The sequence below is a fragment of the Agrobacterium sp. K11 genome (assembly GCF_059429395.1).
This window is the reverse complement of record NZ_JCAHRB010000002.1, coordinates 1-19081: the sequence shown is the minus strand read 5'-3', so window position 1 is coordinate 19081 and position 19081 is coordinate 1. Positions and strand designations below refer to the sequence as shown.

At 59.4% G+C, this 19081-nt stretch carries 19 protein-coding genes; 9 read left to right on the top strand and 10 right to left on the bottom strand.

The annotated features are described in order from the left end of the window. Positions 1-182 precede the first annotated feature (182 nt). Positions 183-1580: an endo-1,3-1,4-beta-glycanase EglC gene (gene eglC / locus AC5SEO_RS01810; protein WP_013761754.1), complete on the top strand. Its 1398-nt coding sequence runs from the start codon at positions 183-185 to the stop codon at positions 1578-1580. Between the two features lie 78 nt (positions 1581-1658). Here eglC and AC5SEO_RS01805 read toward each other — a convergent pair whose 3' ends face one another. The 6 genes from AC5SEO_RS01805 to AC5SEO_RS01780 form a co-directional block, all read right to left on the bottom strand. Then, entirely contained in the window at positions 1659-2573 is a 915-nt protein-coding gene (locus AC5SEO_RS01805) for a TIM barrel protein (protein WP_013761755.1), read from the bottom strand. 26 nt (positions 2574-2599) lie between these two features. After that, positions 2600-3325 (bottom strand): glycerophosphodiester phosphodiesterase, encoded by a 726-nt coding sequence (gene ugpQ, locus AC5SEO_RS01800; RefSeq protein WP_003511279.1) that lies wholly within the window; start codon positions 3323-3325, stop codon positions 2600-2602. Positions 3326-3336: 11 nt separating this feature from the next. After that, complete coding sequence (locus AC5SEO_RS01795) at positions 3337-4449, bottom strand: ABC transporter ATP-binding protein (RefSeq protein WP_013761756.1); 1113 nt, start codon at positions 4447-4449, stop codon at positions 3337-3339. A gap of 5 nt (positions 4450-4454) precedes the next feature. Beyond that, positions 4455-5543 (bottom strand): carbohydrate ABC transporter permease, encoded by a 1089-nt coding sequence (locus tag AC5SEO_RS01790; protein WP_013761757.1) that lies wholly within the window; start codon positions 5541-5543, stop codon positions 4455-4457. Then, positions 5543-6454 (bottom strand): carbohydrate ABC transporter permease, encoded by a 912-nt coding sequence (locus tag AC5SEO_RS01785; protein WP_013761758.1) that lies wholly within the window; start codon positions 6452-6454, stop codon positions 5543-5545. Before AC5SEO_RS01785 ends, AC5SEO_RS01790 begins: the two co-directional genes overlap by 1 nt. Before the next feature lie 67 nt (positions 6455-6521). After that, positions 6522-7895 carry an ABC transporter substrate-binding protein gene (locus AC5SEO_RS01780; RefSeq protein WP_003511284.1) on the bottom strand — a complete coding sequence of 458 codons (1374 nt, stop codon included), beginning with the start codon at positions 7893-7895 and terminating at the stop codon, positions 6522-6524. Between the two features lie 94 nt (positions 7896-7989). On the opposite strand from AC5SEO_RS01780, the gene AC5SEO_RS01775 reads away from it, so the two are divergent. After that, positions 7990-9129 (top strand): ROK family transcriptional regulator, encoded by a 1140-nt coding sequence (locus AC5SEO_RS01775; RefSeq protein WP_013761759.1) that lies wholly within the window; start codon positions 7990-7992, stop codon positions 9127-9129. A 29-nt stretch (positions 9130-9158) separates the two neighbouring features. On the opposite strand, the gene AC5SEO_RS01770 is transcribed toward AC5SEO_RS01775, so the two are convergent. Further along, positions 9159-9482 (bottom strand): hypothetical protein, encoded by a 324-nt coding sequence (locus AC5SEO_RS01770; protein ID WP_236771355.1) that lies wholly within the window; start codon positions 9480-9482, stop codon positions 9159-9161. 188 nt (positions 9483-9670) lie between these two features. After that, positions 9671-10156: a hypothetical protein gene (locus AC5SEO_RS01765; protein ID WP_025595445.1), complete on the bottom strand. Its 486-nt coding sequence runs from the start codon at positions 10154-10156 to the stop codon at positions 9671-9673. Between the two features lie 173 nt (positions 10157-10329). Between AC5SEO_RS01765 and AC5SEO_RS01760 the strand changes: the two genes are divergently transcribed. The 7 genes from AC5SEO_RS01760 to AC5SEO_RS01730 all read left to right on the top strand — a co-directional run bounded on the left by AC5SEO_RS01760 (position 10330) and on the right by AC5SEO_RS01730 (position 16700). Continuing rightward, entirely contained in the window at positions 10330-12282 is a 1953-nt protein-coding gene (locus tag AC5SEO_RS01760) for an AfsR/SARP family transcriptional regulator (RefSeq protein WP_019564845.1), read from the top strand. A gap of 8 nt (positions 12283-12290) precedes the next feature. Continuing rightward, positions 12291-12719, top strand: a complete 429-nt coding sequence (locus tag AC5SEO_RS01755) for a hypothetical protein (RefSeq protein ID WP_003511290.1) — start codon at positions 12291-12293, stop codon at positions 12717-12719. Positions 12720-12756: 37 nt separating this feature from the next. Continuing rightward, positions 12757-13953, top strand: a complete 1197-nt coding sequence (locus AC5SEO_RS01750) for a YcaO-like family protein (RefSeq protein ID WP_041694704.1) — start codon at positions 12757-12759, stop codon at positions 13951-13953. Continuing rightward, on the top strand, positions 13953-14666 hold the full coding sequence (locus AC5SEO_RS01745; RefSeq protein WP_003511292.1) for a TfuA-like protein: 714 nt from the start codon (positions 13953-13955) through the stop codon (positions 14664-14666). The genes AC5SEO_RS01750 and AC5SEO_RS01745 overlap by 1 nt, the downstream gene beginning before the upstream one ends. Continuing rightward, positions 14663-15868: a hypothetical protein gene (locus AC5SEO_RS01740; RefSeq protein ID WP_174068895.1), complete on the top strand. Its 1206-nt coding sequence runs from the start codon at positions 14663-14665 to the stop codon at positions 15866-15868. The genes AC5SEO_RS01745 and AC5SEO_RS01740 overlap by 4 nt, the downstream gene beginning before the upstream one ends. A 69-nt stretch (positions 15869-15937) precedes the next feature. Further along, the gene (locus tag AC5SEO_RS01735; RefSeq protein WP_025595440.1) at positions 15938-16375 is read left to right on the top strand and encodes a helix-turn-helix domain-containing protein; all 438 of its coding nucleotides are present in this window, start codon (positions 15938-15940) and stop codon (positions 16373-16375) included. A gap of 94 nt (positions 16376-16469) precedes the next feature. After that, positions 16470-16700 carry a hypothetical protein gene (locus AC5SEO_RS01730; protein ID WP_003511296.1) on the top strand — a complete coding sequence of 77 codons (231 nt, stop codon included), beginning with the start codon at positions 16470-16472 and terminating at the stop codon, positions 16698-16700. 200 nt (positions 16701-16900) lie between these two features. Here the strand turns inward: AC5SEO_RS01730 and AC5SEO_RS01725 are convergent, their stop codons facing one another. Together AC5SEO_RS01725 and AC5SEO_RS01720 are read right to left on the bottom strand one after the other, a co-directional pair. Continuing rightward, entirely contained in the window at positions 16901-17683 is a 783-nt protein-coding gene (locus AC5SEO_RS01725; RefSeq protein WP_003511297.1) for an ATP-binding cassette domain-containing protein, read from the bottom strand. A gap of 18 nt (positions 17684-17701) precedes the next feature. Further along, entirely contained in the window at positions 17702-19015 is a 1314-nt protein-coding gene (locus AC5SEO_RS01720; RefSeq protein ID WP_174068896.1) for a sugar ABC transporter permease, read from the bottom strand. Positions 19016-19081 lie beyond the last annotated feature (66 nt).

Sequence of the window (19081 nt, the reverse complement as noted above, 5' to 3'; positions counted from 1 at the left end):
CGCTTTGAGCATCTCCCTTTCCGTCCAATCCTGCCACCGCCCATTGCAATGCTGCAATAGCGTGCACCACAGAAACCGCCCATGTACCCCTCATTTCTGGCTCTAACAGGAGGCTTTTCGCCCTGTTAGGGTATTGCCCAAGAGGAGTGAGAAAGCCAACGCTAACGGACAGGAGACGGTCAATGGCCCGGACAGTATTGAATGCGCTTGGAGACACACTCTACTACAGCGACAATTCCACCGGATTTTTCTCCGCCACGGGTTCCGGACCGCTGCTGACAGGCACTGCCGGCAATGATTCCATGTGGGGCGACAGTTCCGTCAATGTGACAATGGCGGGCGGCACGGGCGACGATATTTATTACCTCTATTCCAGCATTAACCGCGCCGTCGAAAATGCCGGGGAGGGTATCGACACCATCGACACCTGGATGAGTTATACCTTGCCCGACAATTTCGAAAACCTGCGGGTAACCGGAGATGGTCGTTATGCCTTCGGAAATGAGCTGGACAACATCATAACCGGCGGATCGGGCAGCCAGACCATTGATGGCGGGGGCGGTAACGACGTGCTGATCGGCGGTGGCGGTGCGGATACATTCGTTTTTACGAGCGGCAACGGTACCGATCTCATCATGGATTTCAGCGCCAACGACACAATCCGGCTTAACGGTTACGGCATCACATCCTTCGAGCAGCTCGTCAGCAATGCCACCCAACAGGGCGATAATCTCCGGCTGAACTTCGCCAACGGCGAGGCCGTCGTTCTTGCCGGAACGACCATCGACGATCTTCAGGCCGACCAGTTCGAGCTCAGCCTCGACCGATCATCCCTCACCCAGACCTTTGCCGACGAATTCGATGCACTTTCACTTCGCAGCGGCGATCAGGGGACTTGGGATGCCAAATATTGGTGGGCACCGGAAAAGGGAAGCTCGCTGACGACGAATGGCGAGGCGCAATGGTACATCAACCCCGCTTATGCCGGCACATCAGAGGTCAATCCCTTCAGCATCAACAACGGTGTCCTGACCATCACCGCCGCGGAAACCCCGCAATCGATCGCCAACGAGGTTGAGGGCTATGATTATACCTCGGGTATGCTGAACACCTATTCGTCGTTCAGCCAGACCTATGGTTATTTCGAAATGCGCGCCGACATGCCGACCGACCGGGGCGCTTGGCCGGCCTTCTGGCTTTTGCCGCAAGATGGATCCTGGCCGCCGGAACTCGATGTCGTGGAGATGCGTGGGCAAAACCCCAATACGCTGATCATGTCCACCCACTCCAATGCAACGGGAGAACAGAGTTCGGTCATCAACAATGTCAGCGTGCCGAGCACGGAGGGGTTTCACACCTACGGCGTGTTGTGGGATGCGGAGCATATTACCTGGTATTTCGACGATGTCGCCGTGGCGCAGACGGATACGCCTGATGACATGCACGACCCCATGTATATGGTCGTCAATCTTGCTGTCGGCGGCATGGCAGGAACGCCGTCGGCGGTTGATTTCAGCGACGGTTCGCAAATGATGATCGATTACATCAAAGCCTATTCGCTTTCCGACTGGGCCGCGTAACGAAAAACGCCGGCAGTTGCGTTCAGAACTGCCGGCGCTTCAGACCTCAGCCTGTCGGCTGGGCCTTGTTCAGTTCAGTCATTCAGCCGCGATCTGCATCCGCTCAGTGTAGAGCGACATGAGATGACGCGCCGTTTCAAGACTCGCGGGCTGTTCGGCACGGTAGCGGCGGCCGATTTCCATCATCAGCACGGTATCCGGCAGGAAGGTCAGCTCCGAGAAGATGCCCTGCCAGTCGATATCTCCCCAGCCGAGCGGCATATGCAGATCGCCGATGCCGAGAGCGGTATTTTCCTGGTCGAAATACGGCTGATAAAAGCCCTGCGGCCGGCCGAAGGAATCGTGCACATGCAGATGGCCGGCAACCGGCGCCATGGCACGAAGCTGTTCGCGAAAATCGAGCCCGCGATAGGTGGATTCGAGATAGGCGTGGCTGAAGTCGATCAGCGCCACGACGTTATCATGGCCGACGGCCTTAACGGTCTGGGCCACCTCGGCAGGCGTCTGACGATATTGGCCGGGTTCGGTGGAGAAGATATTCTCAAGCGCGACCCGCACGCCATAGGGCTTGCAGAATTCCGCCAGCTCGAAAAGCGCCTCCCGCTCACGGGCATCGGCATCGGCCCGCTCGGCGATCTGGTCGGCACGCAGGGCACCACCATGCTGAACGAGGATGCCCGCGCCGATGCGATCGCACAGGACGGCCAGCGCCTTGGCTGCATCTATCTGGTAGCGGCACGTTACCGGGTCCATGAAATTGGACGAAACAAGACCGTGCACCGTGTAGCGGAAGTCGAATTCTTTGGCCAGCGCCACGAACCGTTGAGCGCGCTCCTCGATGATGCGACCGCCTGCGATCAGATCAAGGCTCGTTGCGGCGATTTCAACGGTGTCGCAGCCAATTTCGGCAAGCGCACGCAGATCGCTTTCGAGTGTGGCCAGTTCACCGTCGTCCGAACTGGCGTTGAAGCCGGTTCCAATAAGATTGCTCATGTCATCATCTCCAGGGGTAAGGAAGGTCATGCGAGTTCAGGCTGCCGTACGGCGCGGCGCGCCGTATCGAACAGGTCCGGGCGGTCGATATTGACGTAGTCTACCCCGGCCAATGCGATCTCATTATGAAGGTTGGCATCATCGCCGCCATAATAAACCATGATTTCCAGACCCGCCTTGCGGCATGCCGCGACAAGGCCGGGCTTGCGCATCTGCGCAGGTGTGATCTCGATGATCGAGGCATGGTGAACAGCCGCAGCCAGCGAAGGCGACTTGGCGATATCGAGCGTCATCATCTTGCGGAATTCCGGCGCGGCGGCGGCCAGGCCCCGGCGCATTTCTTCGGAGAAAGAGAAAAAGAAGGTATCGCGCACCATGCCGAGGCTTCGTACCAGTGCCGCCACCTTGACGGGATCGCAATATTTCAGCTCGACATAGACGCCGCAGCGGCCGCGCAAATGGCTGAGATAGGCATCGAGCCGCGGTACAGCCGCACCCTTGAAGTTTTCGCCGAACCAGCTGCCGGCATCCAACGCATCGATCTCGCTCGACAGCATGTGGCCGATGGGACCCGTGCCATTGGTGGTACGATCCAGCGTTTCGTCGTGAAAGACATAAAGCACGCCGTCCGCGCTCTCGCGCACGTCGAGCTCGATGTAATCCGCTCCCTGCAGCAAGGCGAGGTCGGCGGCGGCGAAGGTGTTTTCGGGCGCAAAATGGTTGGCACCGCGATGGGAGACGATTTTAGGCATGGAAATTCCTGTCAGTTTACGGCTTGCGGTTCACGCGCCGGAATAGTCGAATGGTGGGAAAGATCGGCATGCAGCCCGGCGATGCGGTTACCGGCGGCATCGAACACCAGCGTCAGCGCCGATTTGCAGCTGATCCCGACACGATCTCCCGGCGCGTGGCGTATCGTCTCGCCATATTCGAGCGCGTGGATCATGCCTGCGGGCGTATCGATCGTGTAGAATACCTCACGCCCCATGGGCTCGACGGTGGTAACCTGCCCCTCAAGCCGCGCCTCGGACGATGTGACGAGGGCGATATCTTCCGGGCGCAGGCCAAAGGTGACTTCGCCGTCACAGCGGGCATTGAGGTCGAGCAGGGCATCGCCGATCTGCAACTGCCCGCCCTGCGCCCATCCTTTCAAGAGATTCATTGGCGGCGTGCCGATGAAACCGGCCACGAACAGATTGTCGGGCCGGCGATAAAGATCATCGGGCGTGCCGATCTGGGCAATGGCGCCGTTGTTCATGCAAATGATCCTGTCCGCCATGGTGATCGCCTCGATCTGGTCATGGGTGACGATCAGCGTGGTGATCTTCAGGCGCTTCTGCAGGCTTTTCAGCTCGGCGCGCATGGTGATGCGCAGGGTCGCATCGAGATTGGAAAGCGGCTCGTCCAGTAGCAGGATGTTCGGTTCCTTGACCAGCGCGCGGGCAAGCGCCACACGCTGCTGCTGGCCGCCGGAAAGCTGCGAGGGCCGTCGGTCGAGCAACGCGCTGATCTGCACGAGGCTTGCCGCCTCCTCCACCCGCCGCGCTGCCTCCTCACGCGGAACATTCTTGAAACGCAACGGAAAGGCGATGTTCTGCCGCACCGTCAGGTTGGGATAAAGTGCATAGGACTGGAAGACGATGCCGACATTCCGGTCGCGCGCATCGATGCGATTGACGTTGTGGCCGTCGAAAGAAATCTGACCCGCGGTCGGCGCGTAGAGCCCGGCGAGCAGGAAAAGCGTGGTCGACTTTCCGCATCCGGACGGCCCGAGAACGGCGACGAATTCGCCGTCTTCGATGGAGAGGGTCATCGGTTGCAGAACGCGGGTGTCGCCCCAGCTTTTGGTGACATTGTCGAAGGTGATCCTGGCCATGGCGATTATCCTTTGATCCCGCCGAAACTCATCTGGGTGATGTATTTCTGCGTGAAGATGTAAATGATCAGCACAGGCAACAGATAGATGATGCCTACGGCAGCGATCATGCCGTAATTCACGCCGGCGCTGTCCTGTGCCACGAAGAAGAGATAGAGGCTCATCGTCATCTGGCTTTTTTCGATGAGCAGGGTCTGGACGAAAACATATTCTTCCCAGCCACGCAGAAAGGTGAAGGTGGCAACCGCGATCAGCCCGCTTCTTACCTGCGGCAGAACCACCATGCGAAAGGCTTGGAAGCGGCTCGCGCCATCGGTGACGGCACTCATTTCGATGTCCCAGGGAACGTTGTCGAAAAAGCCCTTGAGAACAAAAATTGCAAACGGCAGCTCAAGCGCACTCATGACCAGCACGACGCCGAAGAGATTGTTGAGCAGGCCCATGTAATGCAACTGCACGAAGATCGCGACGGTGAGCGCGAGCGCCGGAAAGGCATGCAGCAGCAAAAGCCCGCGCAGCACATTTTCACGCCCGGCGAAGGTGAAGCGCGACAGCGCATAGGCGGCCGGCGTGGCGACCAGCGCGACGATCAGCGTCTGGGAAGCGGCAAACAGCAGTGAACTGCGCATGGCGGTCCAGACGGATGGCATCAGCGCCATGCGCGTGGTGCCGGTTTTCTCGATATCGCGGCTCCAGAGGAAACTGTAGTTGTCGATAGTCAGATGCGGCAGCACCAGCACGAAGACGAGCGCCGCAACCACGGCACCAAATGCCAGCCATAGCAGCGCGGGATTGCGCAGGCGCTCGGAAAGAAGCGCAACTGCTATCGCCCCGCCATAGGCAAAAGCGGCGATTGCGCCGCTGCGCCACAGCACAAGTCGGCTGAGATTGTCGTCGGAAGTCGTGAGCGACTTCACCAGCAGCCACAGGTAGGGCAGGAGAACCGGAACCGAAACCACCGTCAGGAACACAAGAATGACGGGAACGAAACCGGCGCGATGGGCAAGGCTGCGCCTTTCAAGACGCGTCCAGTCCGGCTTCAGATCAAGCGCACGCCTGCTGTGGGCAGGCGAGTGGGTGTGGGCGAGCGTCATCACAGCACCTCGATTTTGGCGGGAGCGAAAGTCGAGCGCATATTGCTGATGCGCCATTGAATGAGGGTGATGGCAACGCCTATCGCCATCAGGCCAAGCGCAAGTGCAGCACCATAGGCATAGGCGCCGTTTTCGAAGGCGCGCCGGTAGATATAAAGCGGATAGGTCGTGGAATCGTAGACAGGCCCACCGCCGGTGATGAGCAGGATATATTCATAGGTCGTCATCAGTGAGAGCGCCTGATAGAGCGTGATGAAACGGATCGGTGACGAGAGCGCGGGTGCGACGACATGGCGAAGCACACCCCATTCGCTGGCGCCATCGACGCGCGCCGCATTGGCCAGATGCGACGGTATGGAGCGGATGGCCGATGTGAGGATGACCATGGCGAAAGACGCGCCGACGACACCGTTCGCCACCACCACCAGAAACAGCGGAAAGTCGTTGCGCAGGTTGAGAGCGGGTGCGCCGAGCGCGCCAAGAAACTGGTTGAGCAGGCCGGAAGACGTCGGATCGGCGATCCATATCCACAGCACGCCGTAAAGCACGGCGGGGCTCATGCGCGGCAGCAGCCAGAGGCCGCGAAAGAAGTTGCCTAGCCGGTCCGGTATCGCCGTGGTCGTAACGGCCAGAAGCGCGCCAAGCCCGATATTGAAGATGAACAGCGTTGCGCCGACATAGATCAGCGTCGTCAGCAACACCATCGGCAGGCGCACGTCGCGCTGAAACATGCGCTGGAAATTCTCGACCGTGAATTTGCCCACCCTCAGGTTTGCGCCCATATCGGTAAAGGCGATCACCAGATTGACGACGATCGGGGCAAGAAAGAACACGCCAAGCAAGGCGAGAGCCGGAGCCAGATAAAAGATCGGCCGGGCCGGGCGGCGCGCCCGAAGCTGAAATTGAGACATTACGATATACCGGTGGGAACGCGGAAAAGCCGCCCGGCAGAACCGGGCGGCATGGTTTCGGGCAAACTCAGTTGCTTGCGGCGTCGCGGATTTCGATCTCCGCGCCAAATTGCAGCTCAAGCTCGTCGGCGATGAAATCGACCGCCTGCGCGGCCGTCATCTTGCCGGTCTCAACCGCTTGCAGACCGCTGAACAGCACCTTGTTGTAGCTGCCGAACTTGGTGTGGTTGGGCACGAACTGCGCGTATTTCATCATCGGCGAAGCAGCGGAGAGTACCCAGTTATCGCGGTATTTCGGCATGGCCGTCTGGGCGTTGCTGATGGCCGTATGATAGGATGTCACGGCGTGTTCGTTGTTGAAATAGGGCAATGTCGCAAGCGCCACGAGATCGGCGGCGATATCGGCATTGGCACTCTTCGGATTGAGGGTGTAGAGCAGCGGGTGCGACAGGTTGGCCGGCTTGCCGCCTTTTTCGGCTGCCGGAGCGGAAATCCAGCCGATCTTGTTGAAGTATCCCTTGCCATCTGTCGGCCAGGTCGCGCCGTTCTTGTCACCCACCTGCCAGGCAACCGCCCAGACACCCTGATGGAAGATGAAGGCCTTTTCCTGCTTGAAGGCCGTCTGGATCGCCTCCCAGCTCATGGCGGTATTGTCGACGGGCGTCACGCCTTCCTTGGCATTGCGCTCATACCAGCCGAGCGCCTTGGCCATTTCGGCCTTGGGGAACATCAGCTTGCCGGTCTTTTCGTCCATGAACTTCACGCCATAGGACTGGAACACCATCAGATAGTCGATACCGACATTCGGGCGGTGCAGCATGCCGTATTGTGCGGCCTTGCCGTCTACCACTTCCTTCGACAGGGCCGTCAGATCGTCGAGCGTGAATTCGCCGGCGTCGACCTTGGCCGGAAGGCCTTCGATGAAGGCTTCGTCCTTGCCGATCTTGCGCAGCATGTCCTTGTTGTAGAAGAACATGCGGATTTCCGCGTCCTGCGGAATGCCGTAAATCTTTCCGTCCGTCGCCTTGGCCGAATTCCACAGAACCGGCAGGATATCGCCATAGACCCAGGGAGCAGCGGCGATCTTGTCTTCCATCGGCATGGCATAGCCGTCCTGCGCGAACTGGCCGATCCATTCATGCGGCAGGATGTAGATATCCGGCCCCTGCCCCACCGAAAACGCCTTCAGCGTATCGAGCGCGAAGGAGTCCCAGCCCTGCACGGCGCTGTTGTTGATGTCGATGACGACGCGTTTGTCGACGCCTGCTGCCTTGAACTGTGCGTTCATGATGCCGGCGGCGGCTTCGATGTTGGTGACGCGGCCCGGCGCATTCTTGTCGGCGAGCGTCCAGAGCTTGATGTTGATGTCTTCGGCAAAGGCGACAGCCGGCAAAAGCGCGCCGAGGGCAACCGTGGCCATCAGGGTGAGAGACTTGAACATGTGATCCATTCCCGTTGAAACTGATTATTTAATTAAGTTGCTTAATTAACAGCTTCATGACATTTCCCTAGGTAAAGCGCGGGAGAGTGAAACTTTGACTGAGAGACGGCAGGGCGGGCTGGCAGGCATTGGCGCAACACAGGGCGCGCTTCTGGGATATATCAGGCGCAAGGGTTCGGCCTCGCGGGTCGAGCTTGCCGACTATTGCAGCATAACGCCGGCTGCCGTGAGCATGATGACGCGAAATCTGCTTGAGCGCGGTATCATCGAGGAAGGTGCACGCCGGCAGGAAGGCCGTGGCGCACCCCATATCGACCTCACGCTCAAAAAAACCGTCGGTTACGCCCTTGGTGCGCACGCCAACCGTTATTCGGTGATGTTGACGCTGTTGAATTTTGGCGGAGAGATCGTTGGAGAATTGCAGATGCGCGGCTCCTACGACGCGTTTTCCGATGTCCAACGGGCGCTTCAGGACGGATCCGAAGAACTACTGACGAAAAATGCGATCAACAGGAACCAACTGATCGGCGCGGCCATTGCCATGCCGACCCGCTTTCGCAAGGAAGCCATGTCGCTCGATCTTGCCGAAGAGGTTATTTCCTGGGCCGGGTCTGACCTTTCCGCCATGCTGCGCGAGGCGCTGCGTTGTCCGGTGATCATAGAAAATGATGCGAATGCCGCAGCCATGGGTGAACTGACGCTTGGCAATGCGGATGGACACGAAAATTTCGCTTATCTCTATCTGTCCGAGGGGATCGGCGGCGGCATCATTATCAAAAATGAGCTTTATCGCGGTTATCTCGGCAATGCCGGCGAGATCGGCGCCTTGCGCGGCCGCAGCACTTCGCGGCCCTCCTTCGAAGACCTGGCGGCATGGTGCGTGGAGCATGTGGGAGAAAAACCCTCGGGGCGCGCACCCGAGGTCTGGACGGATTACCTCTTGCGCAATTCCGCCGTGTTTGAGGCGTGGCTGGAACGGGCGGGACCCGAGGTTGCGCGCCTCGCCTTCGCTGTCAGCGCCGTTCTGGCGCCCACGGCAATCTTTGTTGGTGGCACCTTACCAAGGATCGTACGACAGCGGCTGGCGGAATGGCTGGATTACGAACGCTCGGACCCGTTCGACGGCGCAAGGGTGATACAGCCGAAAATCCAGCTGCCGGATGTGGTTGCGACAGACCCCGTGGCCTTCGGTGCGGCAGCGATGATACTGCACGGCGTCGGAGAAGTGCGTTAAAGGCCGGAGCGCATGTCCCGGGGGAGGCCTCAGCCGAGATTGGTCACCATGAAATAGATCAGCCAGCAATGCGCTATCACCAGCACGGCCCAGGCCCATTTTGCAAGCCGGATATCGACATCGATGACGGTATTGCTGATTTCCGCCACGCGAAAAGCCTCTTCCTCAACCCGGTTCTCCGGCGGGCGAGATCTCAGCACCTTCCTGGAAACCGGCTCGCCCACGACATAAAACCTGTCGTTCGCAACTGATGGACGCGGGTCGTCGTTGGCGCTCCCGTCAAGGGAAAGCACGTCGTCACCCGAGGCGCAACTCACCGCTAATAGCTGTGATGACACCCGCCTGTTACGCATGTTACCTCCATTGGGCATCACAAATCTTCCACACAATAAAAATAAAAAAATTCACCTGCTGCTCCCGACAAAGCCTTGGCTTTACCGGGCATATTTGCGATGCGCGCAATACGCGCCGCGCCAGTTGAACCCCTTCTCGCCCCACGCTCTTGCGCTCCCCCGGAAACGCATCGGCATCAGCCCTGCCATTAACGTGCCGGGTTTCCCGGCAAATCGTGCCTTCCCGCGTAAGGCCTTACCTCCCGCTGGATCAGGAAGACGGATTTCTCCACCGGCAGCGGTTCGGCTGTCCGGTAGCGATGAGACCGCTTGGAATATTCAAACCGGATCAGCCTGTCTTCGAACTTCCCCGCCAGAACGCGATAGCCGTTGACGACCTCGTTCAGTATTTCCAGCTCTTCTCCCCACAGCCAGCCACCGTAGGAAGTGCCTTCGTTGGAGCGCAGCACGATCTCGAAAAAATGCCCGCCGGCTGCAAATGGCATGCGGAAAATAATATCGAGATTGTCCTCATCTTCGTCGTCGCATGCCGACAGTCTGGCATGGGCAACCTTCGCATGGGCCAGCGCCGAGACCGGATAGAACGGGCGCCCTTTGAACCACATGAACTCACACACCGCATAACCGACGTCGTCGGCACGCTGGTAAGGTTCAGTACGCGGCTCGAACGCCATGTAGCTTCCGTTAAACGCTATCAATTTCGAAAATTCCCGATGCCTGCCTGATGCATGATTGCTGTTTTCCGCCCGTCGCCCGCGCCTCTATTCACGACAATAGGCAAGCGGCGTCACACCAGCGTCAAATGGAACGCCAATGATGACTTTCAATTTCCCGGACACATTGTTAGATGGTGATTCATGAGGGAACGAAATTGGCTGGGAACGCTGAACTGATACCGATCCGGCTTTTTGGCACCCCGCGCTGCGATGCGGTGCGGCAAGCGTTTTTCCCGTCCAAGGGCTTTGCCCTCACTGCCGCCCTGATCCTTGCTCCCAACCAGTCCCTTTCCCGCCAGCAGGCCGCATCGCTGTTGTGGGAAAACGTCGAGCAAAAAAGGGCACTCGGCAATTTGCGGCAGCTGATCCTGCGCCTCCAGAAGCTGTCGAGCGATGACGATGCCATCCTTCTGACAGAAGGGAACGACCTGAAGGCCGGAAAGCTGGCGCAGCGGACCGACCTTGCGATCTTTCTTGCCGGCGCGAGAGCAGAAGACCCGATGCAGAGGCTGCAAGCCCTGCTCGAATTCGGCGGCGATCTGCTGGAGGGGCTGGAGGCTGGGCAGGACCACCTTTATCTCTGGCTGCTGTCTGAGCGACGCCGTCTCAAGGACCTGTTCTTTTCAAGCTATACACCGCTTCTGGAGGAGTTGACGCGGTTCGGCCGCGCCAGTTCGAACAACATCGCATCGCTTGCCGAATGCGCGCTGAAGATCGAGCCGGAGCGCGAGGAAACCTACCGCGCCGCCATGGCGGCCTATGCGCGGGTGGGAAACACCAGCGCCTGCGAGGGAATTTTCCAGCTTCTGATGGAACAGCTCCGCCAGGAGGACCGACCTCCGGAGGCCGAGACAGTGGCGCTTCGACGGCGGATACAAAGTCTGGCCTCGACGATAGTATCCCCCGCCGAACCGGATGAGGGTAGCCGCCGAAAACCGATGGCAAAACCACGCGTCGCCTTCAGCCGTCCGGTGCGGGTGGACGGGCTTGCGGTATCGCCGGTGATGAGTGCCTTTGTCGAGGATGTCGCCAATAGTCTCGTTCGATACCGGACCTTCACCGTTCTTTCGACGCACAGCACCTTTGTAGCGACACACGACCGGACCGACGACAGTTATGCAATGTTGCGGGCGGATTACCGCATCGTCTCCACGGTTTTCGACGATGCCCGCATGTCGGTAGCGCTGATCGAGGAAGCGACCGGAGAAATCGTCTGGTCGCTGGAGGTTGTGCTGACCGCGCGGCATATTCACGCCGCTTTTCGACTGCTGTCCAAACAGGTGGCCGCGGGGCTTGCCCGCGAGATCGAGCGGCTTCAGGTGGAACCAGACCGCAACCACAGCGGCGAGGCCTACCGGCAATTGCTGGAGGGCCAGCAGCTTCTGCGCGGCAAGTGCGACCTGCCGCTTCTTCGAAGAGCCCGCTCGATGTTCCGCAAGGCGGTCGATCTGGATAACAGCATGGCGGTTGCCCGCGCCCGCGTGGCGCAGAGCCTGCAACTGGAATGGCTGATGCTGGGCGGCAACGACCCCCACCTGCTGCACCGCGCCAAGGCGGAGGCAGACGCCTCCGTCGAAATCGATCCCGCTCTTGGCGTCGGCCACTGGATGTGCGCCGTCGTGGCGCTCTACCAGCGGGATTTCGACATATCCGCCGAAAGGTTCTTCGAAGCCGAGGCGCTTGCGCCCAACTCCGCCGACCTTTTGCTCCAGCATGCCGATGCGCTCGCCCATTTCGGCGATGCCGAAACCGCGTGGGAAAAGTTTCAGCAAGCCATCGACCTAAATCCGCTCGCACCCGACATCTACTGGTGGGCGGGCGCCAGCATCGCGTTCAAGCGTGAGGATTACGGCGCGGCAGTAGAACTGTGCGCGCGCATGGAAAATGACGAGCCGGCATTGCGCGTCTTGACCGCGAGCCACGCGCTCCACGGTGATTTGGACGCTGCCCGGGAAACCGGCAGCAGGCTTCAGGAAAACTATCCGGGTATGACGGCGAGGGAAATCAGCAGCCTGTCCCCAGACCGAGACCCGGTAGCGAATGAAAAATTCTATAACGCACTTCGATTAGCTGGGATCAAATAGGAGTTATTATGTCCTCGCACTTCTTTATTGTCGGAAAAAAGGGTTTCGGCGTTCTCTTCATTCGCACGGCGCCGCTCAGGGTTGCGTCCGTCTCGCATGAGACGATTGCCGCCTATGAAGCCAGCCATCCCGGTGTGGACGGTTACGCGCGCGTTGCTGCGGCGGCAAAATCCATGCTCGTTCGTCAGGACGGCCAGCCCGAAAACGAGCTGGATCAGGTACAGATCCAGGGCATCGAAGCCCTCGTCGCCGGCGGCGCTGTCGTTTCCGAGGCCGATTTCGCCTTTGTCGGCGAAGTGATCGACGCCGGCTGGGATTTCAACCGCATGGTGCAGGCACCGATCGAATCGGCCCTGAAGGCTGTTGGCCCGGCGGGTTCCGTCACCGGCGAGCTGTTCGACGCCATCCTTGCCGACGACACCAACGCGGCGCCTTGATTGCGGCCCAGCAGCCTTGACCGCTGACGGCGCACATATTCCAGCGACAGCGGCTTTAGGGCATCCGGACGCTTCGTTCTTCGATCCCGAACTGCTTCGGCGGTTCGGGATTACACGCGTCGGAGACGTGACCGGTCTCGATATTATCGGCATACCCGTCTGGTTCGCGACGCGGCCCAATTCACGCGGACTGTCGGTCTCCCAGGGCAAGGGGCTTGTCGCGGAGCAGGCACGGCTTTCCGCGATCATGGAAGCGATCGAAGGTGCCGTCGCCGAAGACACCCGCAAACATATCACCACTTTCGGCTCCATTCGTGAGATGCGGGACAAGGGCGCCCCTCTCGTTCCTTTCGAAACAATCGGCCGGGTCGACCCGGACACTCTTGATCTGCGAAACGAACGCGCCTGGGTGAAGGGAACATCCATACGCCAGCAGCTGGAGGTTTTTGCCCCCTATGAACTGGTGGGCATGGATTTTCGCGCGGATTTCCCTTGGGACCGGCAGGCCTTTCTCATGAGTTCGCAAGGTCTTGCGGCGGGTTTCGACCATGACCACGCGGTTCTGCACGCCTTGCTCGAACTCATCGAAAACGACGCCTGCTTTCTCGTCGATACCTTCGAAACCCGCAGTATCGCGCCGGAACCGGTCGTGTTGCCGATGGGTGTCGACGCATCCTTCGATGCTCTTGTTCAACACCTTTCACATATAGGACTACCGCCCCGCTTCTTTGATCTCACCAATACGCTCGGCGTGCCTGTAGTCATGGCGAGCCTGCCACGGTCAATCCACGCGCAGGACGGACTTGCCACCCGCAGCGCTGCCGGCGCAGCGTGCCGGTTTGGCACCTATGACGCGGCAATTGCCGCGCTGCTGGAGGCGATCCAGTCGCGCCTGACTGATATCAGCGGCGCAAGGGACGATCTCTCTCCTTTGCGCTACCAGCGGGATATGTTTGCGGCGGGACCGGCGGCATCCGAGGTGCGGCCAATGGACCGGATCCCGGCCAGTCTCGATTTTGCGGATAGCGATCCGGCTCTACCGCCGTGGCGTCAGCTTGCAGAGCATCTTTTCGCCGCCGGGATCGACGACATCCATGTCTTTGCGCTGGAAACGGGCGTATCCGGTCTGCACGTCGTCCGGGTTCTGGCAAGCGGCCTCACCCCTGCCGGTGGTGGCCTTCAACGTATATCGCAGCGGACGCTCGACCGGTTCCTGAACCTCGGAGGCCTTTGATGAAGCCGGTGGTTTTTGCAGGCCCGTCCATCCACGGCATCGCACCCGCGCAGATTTCCGGCCTCGATCTTCGTGGCCCGGCTGCCTGCGGCGACATTTTCGACGCGGTAAAGCAGGGTGCCCGGACAATCGGGCTGATCGACGGCCTCTACGGTGACTGCGCCGCCGTGTGGCACAAGGAAATCCTGTTTGCGCTGTCAGGCGGCGTCACTGTTCTTGGTGCCGCCAGCATGGGCGCGCTAAGAGCGGCGGAATGCGCGGCCTTTGGCATGATCGGCATCGGCGAAATCTTTCAAGCCTATCGGGACGGGCTGCGTTTTTCCGACGCCGATGTGGCAGTCAGCCACGCGCCCGGCGAACTCGACTACCGTCCGCTGACAATCGCGCTTGTCGATGCCGAAGCGACGCTCGAAGCGTGTCGCGCCGCTATCGCCCCAGAGGAACACGACGCCTTGCTGAACGCCGCCCGCAAGCTGCATTTTAACCGCAGGACATGGCGTGCAATGGCAACTGAGGCAAACCTCAACCTCGAGACCGCAAATTTTCTGGCCGGAAACGCGGTTTCCGCCAAACGCAACGATGCGGCCCGGCTTTTAGGCCTGCTTGGCAGCGGAGAATTGCCATCCCCGCCGCCGCAATCGTGGAAATTACAGAACACGGTATTTTTCCAGCAATTGGCCACGCGGCAGACGGCGGGAGAAAAAGCGTCTTGACCGCTGCCCCGCACCCGTCTCTGCTGCCCGATTGCGGAGGGCTGATCCGGACAATCGCGCTTGCCTTGCCCGCCGCGTTTTTTGCGGGTGACAGGGCTGACGGGGACGTCTCTCCGCTCATCCCGATCGGAAACCTGCTTTCGGCTCTGCCTTCCGACGTCACGGCCCTTGTTCTTATCGATGGCCCCTGTCTCGCCTCCGCTGAAAGCTGGCTCAGCAGGCTGGCAGCCACCTGCACCGCAGAACTGTTGCCGCTCGATGCAACCAGCAGCGTTTCGCACCCGTGGATACAGGACGTGTTCCACGTTCGGACTGCTGATGGGATCGCAACCGAACTGCTTTGTGCATCGGAAAGCGCCATCACTGGCGAGCTCGCCAATCGTCTCGGGCTTGCCGCCAACGCTTCGCATGTCACTTTGCCGGGCGGTAACCAGCTGGTCGGGCCGGACTTTCGATTGGTGGGCCATTCCAGCCTGCAGGACGACAGGGGTATGGCAAACAATGCGGCAACCGAACGGCCGCAACAATGGCAGCGGGTTCAGGCACTCGACTACAGAACCGTGGGCAGTTTCGGATATCGGCCGGAAGACCTCGGCAATGCCTCGGCCTCAATCGCTCTTACCTCGGCAAAAACGTCGCCTCCGGCGATCACCTTCGGAAAAATCCACCAATGCGGTTTCCACGTCGACCAGTTCGTTTCGGTCACAGGTCTAAGACGCGATGGCCACCCGCTATTGCTGGTTGCCGATCCGGTGGCCCATGAATGCAACGCCCGTAATGCGATGGATTTGAAACGTAAACTGGATGCCTCCGTTCTATTGCTGGCACAGCAGGGCTTCGCAATCCTGCGAAATCCCATTCCGGTTTTACCCGCCATCGACACCAACAAATGCCTGCCTCGGCTTTATAACAACGTGCTTGTTGAAAATATCGTGCGGTCCGACCAAGAGAAGCCATTCGTCTGGGTTCCCCATTTCGGTGATGCGGAAACGCTCGACGGTTTCGACCGAGAGAACAGGAAAATTTGGGAAAGACTGGGCTTTCACGCCATCGGCGTGGCCGGCTGGAGCCATTTTGCCAGCCGAAACGGGGCATTGCGATGTGCAACAAAGGTGATAAACCGTCAACCAGCACAGCATACCGACGGAAAACAGCCTTACTTTATCAGTAACACCTCACAATACCCGTGGAAATTGTGTTGAATGTCTACCTTCAACAATATTAATTGATAAATATCCAATTTAAGAACCTCACAACTGGAGGAGTTCATGATGCAGGCCAAACTACCCAGCCCGATCGATGTGCATGTGGGTACACAAATCCGAATGCGCCGCAAGTCGCTCGGCATGAGTCAAAGCGCGCTGGCGGGCCGGTTGGGCATTACCTTCCAGCAGGTCCAGAAATACGAAAAGGGTGCCAATCGCGTCGGCGCGTCCCGTTTGCAAGCCATTGCATCGGTTCTCGGCGTCGATGTCAGCTCTTTGTTCGCCAATGCGACGCCGGATGTCGGAAACGCCAATCCCGCCCTTGGCACGATCAATGCCATGCAGTCTTTCGTTGCGTCGAATGAAGGATTTTCGCTCAATCAGGCCTTTGCCCGAATCAAGAGCGCAACCGTGCGCAAGAGCATCGTTGCCCTCGTGACGTCGCTTGCGGCTACCGAAGCGGCGGAAAATAACGGCGCGCCCGAAAACAAGAGCGACGATTGACTCAGGTGTGACGCTCGCGTGACGCTCGATGTGGTCGATAATGAACAACGCGGGATCAACGCGTTTTCATACTGTCGATTGTCGAGAGGGAAGCATGGCGTCTACCACAGCAATACTTGAAGAGGACAATGCGGACGAGATTCTGGCACTCGGGCGGATGGTTTCCTATCTTTGCCAGCGCTCCAAATCTCTGGAACTGGGGATGTCGACCTATTTCCTGGAAATGGCATTGCTGTCGCTGGCCCAGGACATCAATCAGCATGGCTCGCTACCGGCCGGCGCAGAAATGAACGGCAGCGGTTTCGCACACGCCGAACTCCATTAAAACACCGCTTTTTAACGACCGCGTCTGCAATTGCGCAGAGCCGCAGACATTTTTCGTCTGCGGTTCCGGCTGGGCTGAAACACACCGGACGCATATATTTTTTAGTCAACTCCAAGAACTTTTGTTCCCAGCATTTGTCGAGGCCCGGTTTTTACCGGGCCTCGATTTGTAGTGGAAGTAAAGACGACAGAATTCTGTCGTCAGGCAACGACCGCGCCCGGACCCGCCACAGCACCCGGCGGCACCTTGCCCAGAATAATCATGCCGAGGACCTCGTCCTTCGTCACATCTTCCGTGCGGGCATGGCCGACCACCTTGCCGTTTTTCATGACGAACACCCGGTCGGCGAGATCGAAGACGTCATGGATATCGTGGCTGATGAGGAAGATGCCGATGCCCTGCCGTTTCAGTTCCTTGACGAGATCGCCGACCTGTGCCGTTTCCTGCGGCCCGAGTGCTGCCGTCGGTTCGTCCATGATGAGGATGCGGGCATCGAACAGAATGGCGCGGGCGATTGCCACGGACTGCCGCTGGCCACCGGAAAGCGCCTTCACCGGCTCCTTGAACCGCCGGAAATTGGGGTTGAGACGCCCCATGACCTCGCGGGCCGAAGCTTCCATGGCGACATCATCCAATGTTCCCCATTTCGTCTTCAGCTCGCGGCCGAGATAAAGATTGGCCGCCGCATCGACATTATCCGCCACCGCCAGCGTCTGGTAGATGGTTTCGATGCCGTATTTCTTGGCGTCGCGGGGATTGCGGATATCCGCATCCTCGCCGTTGATGAGGATGTCGCCCCCATCCCGCCGGTATGCACCGGACAATATCTTGATGAGCGTCGATTTGCCGGCGCCGTTGTGGCCAAGAAGGGCCACCACCTCACCTGGGAAAAGATCGACAGAGGCGTTTTCCACCGCATGGATACCACCGAAGGAAATGGAAATATTGCGCATTTCCACGAGGGGCGTGACTTGTTCCGTCATTGGGGTTCTCCTCGGTTCTTACTTGGCGCGGGCGCGGTAGATGGTGTCGAGCCAGACGGCGACGACCAGAACCACACCGACGACGATGCGCTGAAAGGGCGTATCGATGCCCACAAGCACCATGCCGGATTGCAGCGATTGCATGACGAGCGCGCCGAGCATCGCGCCCGCTATGGTGCCGACGCCGCCGGCGAGCGACGTGCCGCCGATGACCGCCGCCGCGATCGTATAAAGTTCATCCAGTTCACCCTGGGCATTGGTGGCCGCGTTGAGGCGGGCAGTCGAGATTGCCGCAGCGATGGCGCATAGAACGCCCATCAGCGTGAATATCTTGACCGTAACCCAGCGGGTCTTGATGCCGGCGAGCTCCGCCGCTTCCGGGTTGCCGCCGATGGCGAAAACATAACGCCCGAAGCGAAGCCTCGTCGCGATGAAGGTCATGACAGCACCGACGGCAAGCGCCATCAGCACCGGAATGGCAATGCCGTGCGGAATGAACAGACCACCATCCGGCCAGGTAATGCCATTGGCATCGGCATAGTTGCGGGCAATGTTGACCGGCCAGGGATAGCTGTTGACGACAGCTACGAAACCGACGACGACGACGCAGCCAAGTGCCACCAGGAAATATTCCGCCCAGACGGGCCGCAGCGGAAAACCGAAACGGCGACGCTGGTGGCGGGAATTCAGGATTGCCGCGACAATGGCGACGCAGGCGACAATGGCTGCGATCCAGCTCCATGTCGCGCCGATCGAGCCGCTGGTGCCGCCACCCATCAGGCGGAAGGTGGAAACCATCGGCGCCACGGTGCGGCCGCTGGTGACGAACCATGTGCCACCGCGCCAGACCAGCAGACCACCAAGTGTGACGATGAAGGACGGCACGTTCAGGAAGGCGATGATCGAGCCCTGCAGCATGCCGATCGCTCCGCCGACGAGAATGCCGACCAGAAGCGTGACGATCCATGTCGCCCAATGTTCAAAGCCGAGGAGCTGCGGCAGGATTTCCGCCTGCATGACACCCATGATCATGCCGGAAAAACCGAGGATCGACCCGACCGACAGATCGATGTTGCGGGTAACGATGACAAGCACCATGCCTGTCGCCATCACCGCGACCGAAGCGGTCTGGACGGAGAGGTTCCAGAGGTTTCTCGGCGTCAGGAACAGCCCGCCCGAAAGAATATGGAAACCGATCCAGATCAGAAGAAGCGCGCCGACCATGCCGAGCAGCCGGGTATCAAGCTCCGTGGCACTGATGAAACGCGAAATCGAGCCCGTCTTTTCCGTCTTGGGGGACGCTGTGGAATTGGATTGTGTCATGTCGGCCATGGACTGCCGGTCCTCCTTACATCTGAAAGGCGACGCGCCACCTCTCCATGGCGCGGAGCCCAAACA